At 32.0% G+C, this 15,599-nt stretch carries 11 protein-coding genes and 1 tRNA gene; 7 read left to right on the plus strand and 5 right to left on the minus strand.

Going from position 1 to position 15,599, the window contains the following annotated elements; all coding sequences use genetic code 11:
* The first annotated feature begins 52 nt into the window (after positions 1 to 52).
* The 4 genes from NH26_RS02340 (at position 53) to NH26_RS02355 (ending at position 3,496) form a co-directional block, all read left to right on the plus strand.
* A tRNA-Arg gene (locus NH26_RS02340) sits at positions 53 to 126 on the plus strand.
* Positions 127 to 249: 123 nt separating this feature from the next.
* Positions 250 to 858 carry an outer membrane beta-barrel protein gene (locus NH26_RS02345; RefSeq protein ID WP_044223791.1) on the plus strand — a complete coding sequence of 203 codons (609 nt, stop codon included), beginning with the start codon at positions 250 to 252 and terminating at the stop codon, positions 856 to 858.
* A 204-nt stretch (positions 859 to 1,062) separates the two neighbouring features.
* The gene (locus NH26_RS02350) at positions 1,063 to 1,662 is read left to right on the plus strand and encodes an outer membrane beta-barrel protein (protein WP_139262820.1); all 600 of its coding nucleotides are present in this window, start codon (positions 1,063 to 1,065) and stop codon (positions 1,660 to 1,662) included.
* Positions 1,663 to 1,825: 163 nt separating this feature from the next.
* The gene (locus tag NH26_RS02355; RefSeq protein WP_044223794.1) at positions 1,826 to 3,496 is read left to right on the plus strand and encodes a hypothetical protein; all 1,671 of its coding nucleotides are present in this window, start codon (positions 1,826 to 1,828) and stop codon (positions 3,494 to 3,496) included.
* Positions 3,497 to 3,593: 97 nt separating this feature from the next.
* Here the strand turns inward: NH26_RS02355 and NH26_RS02360 are convergent, their stop codons facing one another.
* Positions 3,594 to 4,382 (minus strand): DUF3575 domain-containing protein, encoded by a 789-nt coding sequence (locus tag NH26_RS02360; RefSeq protein WP_084812035.1) that lies wholly within the window; start codon positions 4,380 to 4,382, stop codon positions 3,594 to 3,596.
* Between the two features lie 56 nt (positions 4,383 to 4,438).
* The gene (locus NH26_RS02365; protein ID WP_044223798.1) at positions 4,439 to 8,569 is read right to left on the minus strand and encodes a DUF445 family protein; all 4,131 of its coding nucleotides are present in this window, start codon (positions 8,567 to 8,569) and stop codon (positions 4,439 to 4,441) included.
* A gap of 384 nt (positions 8,570 to 8,953) precedes the next feature.
* On the opposite strand from NH26_RS02365, the gene NH26_RS02370 reads away from it, so the two are divergent.
* Positions 8,954 to 10,243 (plus strand): MFS transporter, encoded by a 1,290-nt coding sequence (locus tag NH26_RS02370; RefSeq protein WP_044223800.1) that lies wholly within the window; start codon positions 8,954 to 8,956, stop codon positions 10,241 to 10,243.
* A gap of 293 nt (positions 10,244 to 10,536) precedes the next feature.
* Here the strand turns inward: NH26_RS02370 and NH26_RS02375 are convergent, their stop codons facing one another.
* From NH26_RS02375 to apaG, 3 genes are all read right to left on the minus strand, one after another.
* Positions 10,537 to 11,202 carry a response regulator gene (locus tag NH26_RS02375; RefSeq protein ID WP_044223802.1) on the minus strand — a complete coding sequence of 222 codons (666 nt, stop codon included), beginning with the start codon at positions 11,200 to 11,202 and terminating at the stop codon, positions 10,537 to 10,539.
* 14 nt (positions 11,203 to 11,216) lie between these two features.
* Positions 11,217 to 12,773, minus strand: a complete 1,557-nt coding sequence (locus NH26_RS02380; protein WP_044223804.1) for a sensor histidine kinase — start codon at positions 12,771 to 12,773, stop codon at positions 11,217 to 11,219.
* 78 nt (positions 12,774 to 12,851) lie between these two features.
* The gene (apaG, locus tag NH26_RS02385) at positions 12,852 to 13,241 is read right to left on the minus strand and encodes a Co2+/Mg2+ efflux protein ApaG (RefSeq protein WP_044223806.1); all 390 of its coding nucleotides are present in this window, start codon (positions 13,239 to 13,241) and stop codon (positions 12,852 to 12,854) included.
* Between the two features lie 214 nt (positions 13,242 to 13,455).
* Between apaG and NH26_RS02390 the strand changes: the two genes are divergently transcribed.
* The gene (locus NH26_RS02390) at positions 13,456 to 13,935 is read left to right on the plus strand and encodes a MarR family winged helix-turn-helix transcriptional regulator (RefSeq protein ID WP_044223808.1); all 480 of its coding nucleotides are present in this window, start codon (positions 13,456 to 13,458) and stop codon (positions 13,933 to 13,935) included.
* Positions 13,936 to 14,005: 70 nt separating this feature from the next.
* Positions 14,006 to 15,571, plus strand: a complete 1,566-nt coding sequence (hutH, locus tag NH26_RS02395; protein WP_044223810.1) for a histidine ammonia-lyase — start codon at positions 14,006 to 14,008, stop codon at positions 15,569 to 15,571.
* The last annotated feature ends 28 nt before the right edge of the window (positions 15,572 to 15,599 follow it).

Genomic DNA, 15,599 nt, shown 5'->3' on the forward strand with positions numbered 1-15,599 from the left:
GACCAGGGGGGGTTCGAATCCTGCCATCCCGACACGAAGAACCTTAAAGGATGGTCCGATAGCTCAACTGGATAGAGCAACTGCCTTCTAAGCAGTAGGTTCCAGGTTCGAGTCCTGGTCGGATCACAGTGATCTGATTAAACCGATAGCATTTATTTGTTATCGGTTTTTTTTATCTAAATATATTTTCATTGTAGTATTTATTTGGTTCAGTTTTTTCTATTGATGTGTTGAATATCAATTACAATTATGAAAAAGCTTAACTTTATTTTATTTTTATTATTTATCTCTTCAGTACTTCATGCACAGGATAAGAAATTTTCTTTTGGTTTAGGGCCTGGAGTTTCTATGACTAATTTTAAAAGTGGGTCTGATAAATCTTATGGGACTGGTTTTGATTATTTTGTCAACTTTTTTTATCATCTAACTCCTAATATTTCTGGTGGAATAGAATATCAAAAAGTTAATGTGGGTTTAAAGTTTGATTATGCCCCATATAACTTAGCTGATATAGAAAATACAGGTATAACCAATATATCCTTAAAGGGATTGTATCACTTTGGAAATAATGCTTTTAGACCTTATGTAGGTATTGGAGGTGGTTATTACCATGTTAATCCTGGATCTGCTTCCATAGATAACCCCTTACCGATTGGCCCTGAAAAGATAGTATTTGATTTTGAACCAAAGTCAGCAGGTGGATTTGCTCCAGAAGTTGGGGCTTCTTATAAAGGGTTTCAATTGTCAGCTTTATATCATGTTGTAGCTGGTGTCGATACAGAGTTTTCTTCTGATCCTATTGTATATACAAACTTAGAATTTAGAGCCTCTTACAATATTTATTTTGGCAATAGATAGTGGTTCATTCATTTATAAAAAAGGCCTGTTTATTAAAAGTAACAGGCCTTTTTTTTGTGATTTAACAAATATTTATGTGCTATTTTGATAGTGTGAGGGTATTTTATATAAATGTTAAAATTCATTAAACAACTCAGCGGGGATACTTTTTCGTTTTTAAAAAATACTTAACAACAAATTTTATTATCTCACAAAAATCATATCATGAAAAAGTTAATATTCATCTTATTTCTATCCTTGATGGGAATTACAACTTACGCTCAAGATAAATTATTTACAATTGGATTTGGTGGAGGTATCTCCAATGTTTCTGAAAAAGGTACAGATTTAGATATGTACGGGTTAGGTGGTAATTATCATGCACTAGCATTATTTAATATTACTCCAAAATTATCAATTGGAGCAGAATATAGTGGAACATATGCGGTATTAGCTCCTGAAAGTTTAGATAAATCAAATTTTGAAGCCACAAAATTCAAACACTTTTCTGGTAAGGTATTGTACAACTTTGGTGAAAGTAGATTAAGACCATATATTGGTTTTGGAGTTGGTTCTTACAGTGTAACACCTGGTAAAATGAATATCGAAGATAGCAATAACCCTGTAGTATTGACTTTTAATAAATCAACCACGGTGGGTTATGCACCAGAATTTGGTGTTAATTTTGGTTGGTTTAGTCTAGCTGCTATTTATCATATTGTTCCAGATGTTGAAGTATACAATGCTGATTATAAAGCAGTAAATGTTAATTATAATAGCCTAGAATTTAGAACTACATTCAATATCAACTTTGCACAAAGATAACAGTAGATATATTGAGAATAAAAAGATCACTTTGTAATAACAGAGTGATCTTTTTTTTAAAAAATACCTAAAAAGGGGGATGAAATTTCACTATTAAAAATTTATTTTGCAATTGACTTTATATTAAATAATTGCTTTATAAATTTACCCAATTACCCAAACTATGATTAAGCAAATTGCTCTTTTTCTGTTATTTACATTCATTTTTATAGGTTGTGAGAATCCTATAGAAGGAGTTGATGTAAGTGTTTCTCCTGATCTGTTTCAACAGACTGCCCAAGTTCAATTTTTTGATCCATCGGGTCAAGATCAATTAGAAGGAGAAAATGTATTATCAGTTGAGATATTAGGTGATGATGCCGCAAAATTATTAAATGATGGAGGAGAACCGAATCATTTAATTACTGATGGTATATTATCTTTAGCTGTACGACCTGGTTTGTCACAAGAAGAACCAATCAGTGTAGTTATAAAAGTAACTGGTGAGAATTATTTGACAACAACTTTGCCTCTTACTATTTATGCAGAAGACACAACAGTATTAATTACGGCTAATTTAGTCAATCTCAATAATGCTCCTGAAGGTGTGAATGTAGAGAAAATAACAGCACCACTCACAGGAAATACTTTAACAAGCAACTTAGAAGTGATCACTAACCCTTCATCTGAAGGAGGAGTATCTTCTAAAGTAATCATTCCTGCAGGAACAACATTTATGGATGCTGATGGTAATCCTATCACGGGAACTAACCTGTCTGCCACTTTAGTTAATTTTGATGCTTCTTCCCAATCAGCTTTGTCGTCTTTTCCAGGTGGATTTTCTCCTGTAGGTGTTTTAAATGAAAATGGAGAAATGGAAGGAGATATAAGTTTTATTACGGCAGGTTTTGCTTCAATAGATATGTATATTGATGGGACAGAAATAAAAGAGTTTTCTCAACCCATCCAAATTACTACACAAATTAATCAGGATGTTTTGAATCCCGATACTGAAGAAAATATAAAAGTGGGGGATGAGGTTCCTATTTGGTCTTATAGTAGAGATGATGGTACTTGGGAGTATCATAGTACAGAAACAGTGAGCAGTTCTAATGGATCATTAGAAGTGAATTATACTACTGATCATTTAAGTTGGTATAATTTGGATTATTATGGACGTCGTTGTAGTAAGTATATTAGAGTTTATACTCCTCAGCGAGGAAGATGGTGGTGGCCATATACTTGGACACAAAACCCCTCTTATCAACCGACAACAATTTCCTTTAGTGCTAATAACATTACTCAAAGTAATTCTAGAAGAGTATTGATGTCATTTGTTTGGGCAGGCACAAATCAACCTATATCATATTCAGCTACAAAGCAACATAATATTTACGATGGAAAGAATTTGAATTTATTAAATGCTCCATTGGGAAGACCTTTAGAATTAGTAATATACTCAGGGTTAAGTAGGTACCGACCAGGTGAGATTATCTATAGATCACCTTCTTTTACTAGCTGTTCAAATGCTTTTGTAAATGTTGATGTAAATTCAATAATTAGTAAGTTTCCTGAAAAGGTTAATGTAACTGTGAATTATAAAGGTTTTTGCGGAGAAAGGGAAGTAAGAAGATCACAGTATCTTTATATGTACGATGATGATTATGGATATTATAGATATGTAGGTTACGTTTATAGAGGTAGAATAACCATAAGAAATATTGAATTAAATAAATCGTATACATTTAGAATGTATTATAAAGGAAGAAGATATGAATACCCTATGAGCTTTACGTCTACTTCTGTAAGTGGAGAAGTTCAAGTGCCACAAGAAATTTGTGAAAGATTTTTCTAAGACGAACTAAATATTTTTAAAATCATTGATTAAAAAAAGCTTTTGGGTTTTATATGACCCAAAAGCTTTTTATATAAATTGTGTTTTGTTACATTTTTTAAAACGCATACCCAACCTGAATCACAAACCGGAGACCACCAGACCAGGTACCAAAATCTCCATTGGTCGATATCTCTTTGCCTTCTAAAGCTCCATCTAAAACCGGAAATTTAGCAACAAGGCTGTCTCTTATTTTGGATAGTACTTCGTCTTCATCATCAATTTCTACATTGGAATCTATTTTTAGTTTTCCTCCATAAAATCCATAACCAGGGCCAATCATGATTAAATCAACCGCAATTCTCTTTTTAATAATAAATTGATAGCCTAATTCTACACCTATATTTATGATGTTGACTGAGCCGTTGAATTCAGCATAGGAGCTAGTAACTGGAGCACCTAAAGAATCAATGAAATTTAAACTGTTTTTAAAGTTATAGCGGTAATAAGCAACATAAGGTCCCCAATACAACCCATCAGGGGCAAATCCTCTATTTCTTTTTTTGAAATAGCGTCTATAATCGGCCGCAATAGAGAATCCTGAATTATTATGGTCGCGAGCTACAAGAGAGTCAGCAATAGCCAAATCACCTAATTTGGGAAAGGTTAATAATCCAACATTAAGAGAGACAGATTCGAAATCACTTATTCTTCGCTCATATCCTAAAACAAAATTATTACTACCCCATAATAATTGAGGTGTTAGATTATATCGAATAATGTTCTTCCTCATCATTGTAATAGATGAATCATAAGAAAACATTAATTCTTTGGAGTTATTTTGACTGAATAGAGGTATTGAAAAATAAAGTAATACGATCGTCAGGCATAATAGTATTTTTTTCATATAGAGAGAATTAAAGAGAACAATTGTAGATAAGGTAATCACTTTTCTATTCTAAGTTAGTCACTTAATAGAAAATTTACCAATTGAATTAGCCCAAAATCTAACATAGCTCCAATCGGTAATCCTAGAAAAAATCCATAAATAATTAAGCGATTAAAATAGACCCCAGCAAAGCCGTAAAAGAGCTCTTCAATTTTTTGAGGATCCATCATATTAATTTCATTGACAACAATTCCTTTAAAATCAATTTTTCGAATTAATTTACTTGAATGAGGGATGGCTGACTTCATTAACCCTTCAAGCATCTTATCGAGTAAATAATCTTTTGTTTCTCTTTTTAAAGAATGATTGAAGTTATCTAAGATGATATGTGATAATCCTCCGCTGATATCTCTAATTTGTTCTTGAACTTTATGATTTTCAATAGAGCGATATATTCCTCTTTCTAAATCATGTAGCATTTGTTGCTTATCAAATAAATGGTGTAATCCTTTGTTTCCAATCTCTTTTGATAGAGAAGAAGCAAGGTGTTTGATCAACTTTTGGAATGACCTCGATCCTAATAATATAGAAAAAGTATTCTGTATACCTTTTTCTAATTCTTTATCGTCTACACCCTCAAATATATCTTTTACCTTCTTAGAGAGTATGATTTTATTGAAAATGTCAATAATCATTACAAGCAGATCATTTACAATTAAGGCAGATTTTTGCTTGTCATTTAACTGAATGTCGATATGTGATCGAATAATTTCTATTTCAGGAGCTAAGTTTCGACTTAGAGAATCGTATAACTCTCCTTCTGTGACGTCTCCTACGTTTAATATATCTTCAATTTTAGTATTGAAGACTTCATCAACAATCCGATTTAGAACAAATTGAATAGATTTTGTGAGTCTTTGATTTGTTAATAGACTTTTTACAGTGTCTCTTAAAACATCATTTTGTATACTTATTTCCAATTCTTTTACCTTTGTTTCTTTAGCGATAATGGAAATTTTATGCTGAATTTTCTGAGTGATTTCTGGTAACCCCCTCAACAATAAATCAGGTACTTTGTTGTTGACCAGGTCTTTGGTTGTTTTTTTGATAATACCCTCATAAAGTACAGATAAACGGTTTTTGGATTTAGCCGTTTCATAAATTCTCTGAGCAAATTCTTCATCACTCTGATTCATTCTTTTGATGATCATATGCATTAATTGCTCGATCATCCCAATACTCTGTTCTTGAAGTAGCTGATAAGGTCTTCCGCCAAATAAATCTCTGATAGGTAAATCTTTTTCAGAATATTTTAATATCTGACGTTCAATTACCTTAAATATCTTGTCTTGGAAATTAGAATCATTCATCGATTCATCGATGAAACCCCATACTTTTTCTTTTATCTTATTTTTATTGTCATGAAAAAGGGGAACTTCATTTAATGTTTTTGATCGATATTGAATTAATTTATCTCTAAAGATCATCTTTAATTCATCAAATAAAGTGTCATCCTGAATCCAATTATTAGTTTTGGTAATTTGTCTCTTCAGTATTTCTCTTACTCCTTCAAATATTTGCTCTACAAATTTTTCAGGTAGTGCATCTTCAAGCATTAGATCATCTTGCAATAATAAAATGACTCTTTTTGTGAAATATGCCGAGAGTGTTGTATAAACAATTTCTTTTTGAGAAAGATTAGCAAAAGTATTTTCAAGGGTTTGAGCATCAATATCAGTGAGTTGATCTAACTCACTTTCCAATGCTTTAATGCTTTTTGATGCATAATCATATCTATGTGTGAATAAATCATTTGCAATTACCTTACTTACTTTTTTACTGATGTTCTTCTTCTCAGTATCGAGTAACGTATCGATAGTTTTATAATCGCTTTCTACAAAAGTGTTGAAAATTGTAGATTTTAAAGATCCAAGTTTATCTTCAATGTCAGAGCCAATTGATTCCTCATTAAGTAGTTGTTGTCCAACGAAATCGCCCATGTTTTGTGCGAAATTGGATTGATTACTTGAGATAACACTAGGAGTAAAAGGTAATTTTAAGCCAAATAAATATTTAGGTCTATAAGGTCTAAATATCATTTTAATAGCAATCCAATTGGTTCCTAATCCGGTTACACCATAAACACAAGCAATAGTAATAAGTAGGGCAGTGGTACTATCGCCAAAATGTATAAAAGATGTTATTCCTCCTGCAATTGCTCCCAAAATAGCACCAAAATAAGTAATTGGCTTCATGTTGTTGCCCATAAAACCTTTCACCATTTCAGGTAATTGCTGATGCTTATTATGTAGATTTTGTTCTACAATCCTACTCACTTGCCCTTGCATCAATCGATTTATATTTCTATCGATATACCCAATGATAGCATTAGTGAGTTTAAGAGGTAATGATGATATTTTTTCTACCACACCAATTAGATCGTGGATCGGCCTTTGCTTGGTATCATCACTAATTTTTCTAATTAATTTTGAAGCTAACTTTTTTAATTTTGGCGTTATCTTTTGAATGGATGAAGGACCAAAATAGTTTGCAAAGTGTTTATTTTTGATCTCCTTCCAAATAGATTTCTCTAAATTAGGAAGAAGAGTTTTCTTTTCGTCGTGAAGCGTTTTATAGGAATATAATTGGACTTTTTTTCCAAATTTCTCAATGGTTTGATCATTGAATATAGAGTATAGTGGTTGATTCTTGATTCTGTTGATTCTTTCAACTACTATTTCTTTTCCTTTATCAGTTGATTTTCTTTGATATAAAAAATCTCTTACTAATTTTTCATCAATTAGATAATGAGTCAGCTGTAGGAGGTCATTTTTTTGACGTTCAGCTGGCCATAGTTGACCTACTTTTCTTTCTAAAACCACAGACATAGAGTCTGCTCCTTTTCCTAAAAGTTTTTCATCCACTAAAGAAATCACTAACTGATGTAAAACCTCAGTTAATTTATCTTGATTAAATTTTTGAAGAAGACTACCTAAACTATGTTCTTTTAGATAGTTAATGATAAAGTCGGTAGCTTCTTGTGCTAGTTCTTGAGTTTTTTCATCTGTTTTCTGGTTATTGGCAATTTCTATTATTTTATCTACTACCCCGAATTGTTCAGAGACAGAACTATATAAAATATTGACAAGCCATTTACCTATGGTTGATGAATTTTCTTCAAAAGATTGGTTGACAAGAGCATTAATTTCAATTCTATTCTCTTGAATCCATTCAATAACAGCGTCTAGAAGAATAGGAATATTTTTACGAATGAATTTTTCGAAGTTATCACCTATTGCAGGAGGTAAGATTTGAAAAATACTTGTTTCTTCCTGTTTTAGAACATCAATAAAAATATAAATCAATCTTCTAAACGGAGCATTTTCACTTGTATTACTTAGCTCTTTAGAAAGCACTTGATGTACTTCGTTAGCAATCTTTTGATGATCACCACTACCTAAAATCTCCGAAATCTTCTTTTTAGAAATACTTTCGCTTAACTGAAATATTAATTTCGAGGCTTCTATGTTTTCTAAAAAGCGATGAATAAATGCATCAATAGGTAACTCTCCATCTTTTAAGGTCTCATGTAACTCATCAAAAAAATGAGTAGTATACGAACTAACACTATCAAAAATAATAGGAGAGAAGACATCCGATACTTTTTCTCTTTTGAATTCATGCCAAATATCATTGGATAGAATTTCTAGAAAGTGCTCATCTTTTAGTGTTTCAACAGATAAATCATATATAGACTCACTAATGACACTTACTTGCTGTTGAGAAGTGAAATCAGCTATTCTTAATTCTGAAAGTGTGCCGTTAAGTGTTTTTCGAATAATATCATCTAGCTTATCTTCGATGATTAAAATCAAACGTTCAATTGATTCATCAATTCCGGGTATATCACTAAGTTTTTCGTCTTTAGCAAATTCTGTTCGTAATTGATTTTCGATAAATTCAGTTAGCATAATTAAAAATGCTTCTCTAAATTTTTCTTTTTTTACTTCTTCACTGATATTATCATGACGGATAATTTCTGATTCTACCAGCTGAGAAATATTTTTTATAAAAGTATCTTTTGTTTGTTCAACAATACTAGGTATGCCTAATACTTTTTCAAATAGCATTCGTAATGCTAAATCGTTGGTTGTGTATCCTACTACAGCACCTGAGATAATTTTCAGAAATAATTCACTGATCATAGTATAAATTTGCAATAATCGTTGAAAGAAGCAAAATAATAATCCTTAGAATGAAGAATAATGTACTTCAAATTTTATTTATTAACATAATTCCCTTATTCAATTGATACATACCGTCTTTATTTTCAATTTTAAAATCATTGTGTCTTTTTAATAATGAAATGGTTAAAAATACGACCTCTGAAAATATGTTAAATGTGTATTTGGCAAACATTCATTTGCACAAAACTGATAAGTGTCATTACTACTATCATTATTTCTTTTCTATATTGCAACCGGTTTATGCTAAATGTGACTTAGAAATTTTAATTTATTCGTTCTACTAAATTTTTTAACTATCATAATTAGCAGGGTTTTAGCAATCGCTAAAAAAGTATACAAACAATGAGTGAAACACTAGATAAAAACGTTTTGGAAAATTCGACAAAGCAAAAGAACCATACAGGTCCTTTCCTTATAATGGTAGGCCTTATGTTTATCGTTGGTTTTTTAACTGTAGTTAACCAACAATTCCAAGCACCACTTCAAGAAGCATTATTGTCTGAAGCAGGTGGAATTAAAAACACCCTAGCGACTTTTATTACTTTCGCATTTTTTATGGGGTATCCAACAATGGGTAATATTGCCTCAAGTTGGGTAGATAAAAAAGGACATAAAACTACCTTGATTTATGGTTTGATTATGTTAGTCGTTGCCTTAGGTATCGAAGCATTATCTGCTAAATTTGCACATCTTCCTAGTATTGAAGTTACAGGAGGAAGCCATGTACCTCAAGCATTCTTTATCTTTATTTTAGGATCATATGCTTTGGGTTGTGCTTTAGCGGTATTACAAACAGTAATTAACCCGTTTTTAGCAGTATGTCAAGTTCCAGGAACGTCATCTGTTACACGTTTAAGTATTGCTGGTGCTGCTAACTCTATTGGTACTACAATAGCACCAATCTTTGTAGCAAGTATCATTTTTGGTGGTATGGCCCCAAAAGTTGCTCAAATTTTATTGCCTCTTGCAATTTTGATGGTTGTAGTAGGATCAGTAGCTGTAGTACTAGGTAAGTTAGAATTACCTAACCCAATGGCATCAGACGATGAAGAAGAGTCTAATGTAACAACAGATTTAACTAAATCTGTGTGGAGCTTCAAACACTTAACACTAGGTGTTGTTGCCATTTTTGTTTACGTTGGTGCTGAGGTAGCAGTAGGTTCAAATATTGTACTTCACGCAAAACAAATTGGTATTGAGAAAGAAACATATGCTTTAATGGCAATGTTATACTGGGGATCAATGTTAGTGGGTCGTTTATTCGGTTCAGTTTTAGCAAAAGTTCCAGGTCAAACTCAATTATTGGTAACTTCAGTGGTTGCTTTAGTACTTACTATTGCAGGTATGGCAACTGAACAATTATGGTTATTAGTAGGAATTGGTTTAATGCACTCTATTATGTGGGGAGCCATTTTTGCTTTAGCTATCGATAAGTTAGGTCCATATACAGCAAAAGGTTCAGGAGCACTAATGATTGGTGTTGCTGGTGGTGCTATTCTTCCTTGGGTACAAGGTGTTAGTGCAGATGCTTTAGGATCATGGCAAGAAACTTGGTTTATTGTAGTTCTTTGTGAAGCATACTTAATCTATTATGCTTTAATTGGTTACAAACCACAAGAGTCTGCTGAATAGTACATTCTTGTTAGAAATATTGAAAACCACATTTATTTTTAAGTAAATGTGGTTTTTTTTGCTCAAAAAAAAAGTCTACGCCATTAGCTTAGACTTTTCCCTCATTCTGTAACTGTTGAACTATTGTGCTATCTATCTTTTAACTTTATCTTACTGTACTTGTAATCTAGGTTTAACAGGAAAACTATTTCCTTTACTGATATTACAAATTTAGAGATAAGTAAATGATTGTAAATGAGTATTATGCCTATTTCATATGGGTGAAATACCTATTTATGTAATCAATCAACAGTTTACACATTAATATCATCAAATAATTTGTGCTTGATGGCATACATTACTAATCCTGCTACATTACGCTGACCAGTCTTTTCTAACAGATTACGTTTATGTGCATCGACAGTTCTGAGGGAAATAAATAATTTTTCTGAAATCTCTTTATTGGATTGTTGATCTATTATTAATCTTAAAACTTCTTTTTCTCTTGGTGTTAAAATGAAGTGTGGATCATTGATACTAGCTTCATTTGATTGATGATCTTTGTAACTTTTGATAATATTCTTGGTTGCAGAGGAACAATAATAGCTGTCTCCATCCATCACGGCTCTAGCAGCTTTTAGTATTTCTTCTTCTTTGCAATCCTTGAATAAATAGCCATCAGCACCAGCATCTATCATATTTCTAATATAACTGCTATCCATCATCATACTTAAAGCAATCACTTTTATATGAGGAAATAGCTCTTTTATTTTTTTTGTAGCAGAGATACCGTCCATACCCTTCATACTTATATCCATAAATATTAAATCAACATCCATGGCATTTAATGCATTGAAAGCTCTTTCACCACAATCTGCTTCTGCAATTACATTAAAATCATCAAGGTTTTTAAAATAAGATCTAATGCCATGTCGAATGACACTATGGTCGTCTACTAATAATACTCTATGTTTTTCCATCGTCAAATAAATAGTTAGCTTGTAAAGATGGGGATCTCTACAATAATACATGTACCGAAAGTGGGAGAGGACTCCCATAAAATAGAGCCACCAATAGAGTTTACTCTATTTTTCATACTGACAAGTCCTAAGCCTTTAGCATTACTTTTTGATAATGCTTCATCTACATCAAACCCTTTTCCATTATCCTCAATCGTTAACTGTAATAAATCAATATCCTGAATCATTGAGATATTAATGGTTTTGGCCTGTCCATGTTTAAAGGCATTAGTAACTGCTTCTTGAACTACTCTTAATAATAATAGTTGTTTTGATACAGATAAAGCATTTTCATCGTACTTGTGGAAAAAGTGCAAACTTTTATCACTTATATCCTTGTAATAATTGACCATTTTATCAACCGAACCACTAAATCCCCTTTCCTCAATGGAAGTGGGCATAATGTTATGTGCTATATTCCGACCTTCTTTGATGGCCTCTCTAACTTTTTCCCTTATACTACATAATTGTTCATTTTCTTGATTATTGATGGTTTTAGAATTTTTAATGAACTCATCTAAAAGATATAAGGAGGCAGTTAAAGTTTGACCCAAACCATCATGAATCTCTTCTGCGAATCGTTCTCTTTCTTTATCTTCTGTTTCTATTACAGCTTTTTGTAAACTTTCTGATTGAATTTTGAAATCTGTAATATCTGCATGTTTACCGATTACCCTTGTTACTTTTCCGTTAATATCTTTTTGAACGGCTGTTTTTAATAGAGTCCAAATAGTATCACCATTTTTATGAAGCATTCTGAAAGTGATCTGAAATCCATCTTTGATAAGAATATCCCTTTGTAAGGCTTTCATTACAGTAATCCTATCTTTTTGATGAATCATGGAGAGAAGAGTAGTAATGTCTTTTTCTTCAGCAGGCTGATCATAACCCATCATTTTGAAGAAATCAATAGAATAAAAGACTTTACGAGTTAAATGATTCCAATCCCATAAACCCTCTCTAGAAGCTTCAATAGACAACCTTTGTCTTTCTTCATTGTCATAAATTGCTTGAGTGTCTTGATTGGAAAAATCCTGTTCTAAAGGTAAATCAGAAAGAAGAGAAGTGTCATTAATCAACTCACTAGGTAGTGATTTAGCTTGGATTAGGGCCAGTAGTTTTTTTTCTTTTATAGAATGTTTAATGATTTGAGAACGTAAAGCTAAGATTTCTTTATGGTAATTTATTTCTTTTTTACTTTTGGTTGGGAAAGAAATCCAAACAAAGATATTGTCAATTTTAGTAATTAATACAGCGTGTTTCTTATGAGTGATCTTACAAGTGATTTGTCCCACCCAGTCCTCTTTATTCTTTAATAAAGCATTGGGTGTTTTGTTACTTTCCTTACTGAAATCAAAAAATGAGTGAATACTATTTTTATTTTTTTTGATATCGAAATGTAAATTATAATCCAATAAAGTTCCAATACCATCGATGATCGCAAAATGAAGTAGATTATCTAAAATTAGCTTTTCTAAAGCAGGGTTTTTTAAGGATAATGTGATAGTATTTTTATTATTTGAAGTAGTCATAATGAGAATTGAGTATACAGTAGGTTTATACTCAATTTACTACATTTTTTAAAGAAAGGGGTAAAGATGTAGGCTATTTTAATTTATTGAAAATTTTGGTTGTAAAGTAAATTCTGGGATTTCTACTTCGAAAATACTGTTTTCATTAATTTTTTCCATTACATAGCTTCCACTCATTTTACCAACGGGGGAAATAAAGTGACAGCCTGAAACATATTCAAAACTGTTTCCAGGTGTTATTGTTGGTGTTTTTCCAATGACACCTTCACCATTTACGACTTCTCTTTTATCACCTGCAATATCAGTGATGATCCAGTTTCGTCTTAAAAGTTTTACTGTATTAGCACTTAGATTAACGATTTTGATTTTATAACCAAAAACATAATGCCTTTTATCAGGCACAGAATACTCAGGCAAGTAATAATTATCGACTATTACTTTTATACCTTCTGTGATAGCAATTTCCATAATTTACATTTATTACAATAAATGAATTTTTTTTCGCTAAATAAAGTAATCCGATCAATAATTTTGTAGTAAGATCGAGTAGCTCCTGTATCATTATCACTATTTGAGTAAATATTAATACTATAATTATATAAGCGCTTATATAAAATATCATCAAAATGTTGTAAATGTATAAGTACTTATATATTTTTGTTCTATCATCAACACATAAGTTATGGATTATTATCAATCTGCAGGAAGTTTAGTATTAGGTAGTCGCTTGAAAAGAATTAGTGATAAATTTTTACTCGAAGTTGGTAAAGTATACCAACAAAGAAATATTGACTTTGATCCGTCGTGGTTTCCATTTTTTTTCTTACTAGATCAAAATAAGACTCTTTCATTAAGGGAAATTTCTAATCAATTAAATGTAAGTCATTCAGCAGTATCTCAACTTGCAACGGCACTTATTAAGAAAGAACTTTTAGAAATGAATCGCTGTGAAACGGACGGGAGAAGAAGAATTATTCAACTTACAGAAAAAGGAGAAGCATTACTAAGTCAATCTAAGCCAATTTGGAAAGCACTGCAAGACACCATGATTGAAATGACAAATAAAGGCGATAGCCAATTGTTGAAAGAGCTTTCAGATTTAGAAAATTATTTAAAGGAAGAAAAGTTATCTGATCGAGTTTTAAAAAAAATAGAACTCTAATTCATCCTGATTTATAGGAGACATTTATCCTAACAGAGAAATACTACATACTAAGCATATAAACACTATCATGAAAAAATTTAATTACGGTATTGATCGTCTGACGGTAAATATTGCTTTGGATATTGCAAGAGGTAATATTCAGGGTGTATTAAATACAAAAGCAAAAGAGTCAGTTTTAAAGTCACAAGCTTATGTACAAGAAATTGTAGCCAAAGGTGATGTGGTTTATGGTGTAAACACAGGGTTTGGTCCATTGTGTACTACAACAATTTCTGAAGAAGATACTTCAACATTACAACATAAAATACTTCAATCTCATAGTGTTGGTGTTGGCGAAGTTATTCCCAAAGAGGTTTCTAAGTTAATGTTAATTACTAAAGCCCATGCTTTAGCACAAGGCTTTTCTGGTATAGCATTAACCACTTTGGAAAGAATAATATGGCATATCGATAAAGATATTATTCCTACTGTACCTGAAAAAGGTTCTGTAGGAGCATCTGGAGATTTAGCACCATTATCTCATTTATTTTTACCATTAATTGGTTTAGGGGAAGTATATCAAGAAGATGGATCGAAGGCATTAGCTTTGGATGCTTTAAAGAGATTAGGTGTTCAATCACTTACTCTAGGACCAAAAGAGGGCTTAGCATTAATCAATGGTACTCAATTTATCCTTTCACATGCGGTAAAAGTAATCGAGAAATTAGCGAATGCGCTTGATACTGCTGATGTTATTGGAGCCATGTCTTTAGAAGGTTTAATGGGATCTTCAAGACCTTTTGAGCCAGAATTACATGCGATTAGAGCTTATAAAGGAACACAATTGGTAGCCTCTCGATTAAGAGAAATGTTAGCGGGTTCTGAGATTTTGACATCTCATTTAGATTGTGATCGTGTACAAGATCCTTATTCATTAAGATGTATGCCTCAGGTACATGGAGCTTCTAGAAATGCATGGTTACATCTCAAGGAAATAGTAGAAGTTGAATTGAACTCTGTAACTGATAATCCAATTATTTTAGATGCGGATAATGCTATATCAGGTGGTAATTTTCATGGTCAACCATTAGCTATTCCTTTGGATTATGCAGGTGTAGCCGCTTCTGAATTGGGTAATATTGCCGATAGGAGATGTTATATGATGATAGAAGGGAGGTTTGGTTTGCCTAAGCTATTGATGAAAGATGTAGGTCTTAATTCTGGTTTTATGATCCCTCAATATACATCAGCAGCATTAGTTACAGAGAATAAAACGCTTTGTTTCCCTGCTTCAGCAGATAGTGTGCCTACTTCTTTAGGGCAGGAAGATCACGTTTCAATGGGATCAATTTCAGGAAGAAAGACCTTAAAAATAATAGAAAACTTAGAGCAGATTTTGGCAGTAGAATTACTTTATGCGGCACAAGCTCTAGATTTCCGTCGTCCTTTAAAATCATCTCCAATTATAGAAGCTACACATTCATTTGTAAGAGAAAGAGTGTCTCATGCGGATCAGGATAGAGTTTTAGCTTATGATATAGCTGCAATGCACAGTATCGTAAAAAGTGGTGCTTTAGTAGAGATTGCGAATAAAGTAGCAAAAGACCACAAGATCAATTTGAATGGAGAATTTAAAGAAGAATTTAACTATTAATCTTCTTAAATTCATTTATCCATAATTG

The sequence above is a fragment of the Flammeovirga pacifica genome (genome assembly GCF_000807855.2).
Taxonomy (GTDB): Bacteria; Bacteroidota; Bacteroidia; order Cytophagales; family Flammeovirgaceae; genus Flammeovirga; species Flammeovirga pacifica.

What these genes read in the sequence shown, in the direction of transcription:
- apaG (WP_044223806.1), bottom strand. Translation starts at nt 13,241, where the DNA reads ATGGAAATTGCTATCACAGAAGGTATAAAAGTAATAGTCGATAATTAT.
- hutH (WP_044223810.1), top strand. Translation starts at nt 14,006, where the DNA reads ATGAAAAAATTTAATTACGGTATTGATCGTCTGACGGTAAATATTGCT.
- NH26_RS02360 (WP_084812035.1), bottom strand. Translation starts at nt 4,382, where the DNA reads ATGAAAAAAATACTATTATGCCTGACGATCGTATTACTTTATTTTTCA.
- NH26_RS02370 (WP_044223800.1), top strand. Translation starts at nt 8,954, where the DNA reads ATGAGTGAAACACTAGATAAAAACGTTTTGGAAAATTCGACAAAGCAA.
- NH26_RS02375 (WP_044223802.1), bottom strand. Translation starts at nt 11,202, where the DNA reads ATGGAAAAACATAGAGTATTATTAGTAGACGACCATAGTGTCATTCGA.
- NH26_RS02350 (WP_139262820.1), top strand. Translation starts at nt 1,063, where the DNA reads ATGAAAAAGTTAATATTCATCTTATTTCTATCCTTGATGGGAATTACA.
- NH26_RS02365 (WP_044223798.1), bottom strand. Translation starts at nt 8,569, where the DNA reads ATGATCAGTGAATTATTTCTGAAAATTATCTCAGGTGCTGTAGTAGGA.
- NH26_RS02390 (WP_044223808.1), top strand. Translation starts at nt 13,456, where the DNA reads ATGGATTATTATCAATCTGCAGGAAGTTTAGTATTAGGTAGTCGCTTG.
- NH26_RS02355 (WP_044223794.1), top strand. Translation starts at nt 1,826, where the DNA reads ATGATTAAGCAAATTGCTCTTTTTCTGTTATTTACATTCATTTTTATA.
- NH26_RS02380 (WP_044223804.1), bottom strand. Translation starts at nt 12,773, where the DNA reads ATGACTACTTCAAATAATAAAAATACTATCACATTATCCTTAAAAAAC.
- NH26_RS02345 (WP_044223791.1), top strand. Translation starts at nt 250, where the DNA reads ATGAAAAAGCTTAACTTTATTTTATTTTTATTATTTATCTCTTCAGTA.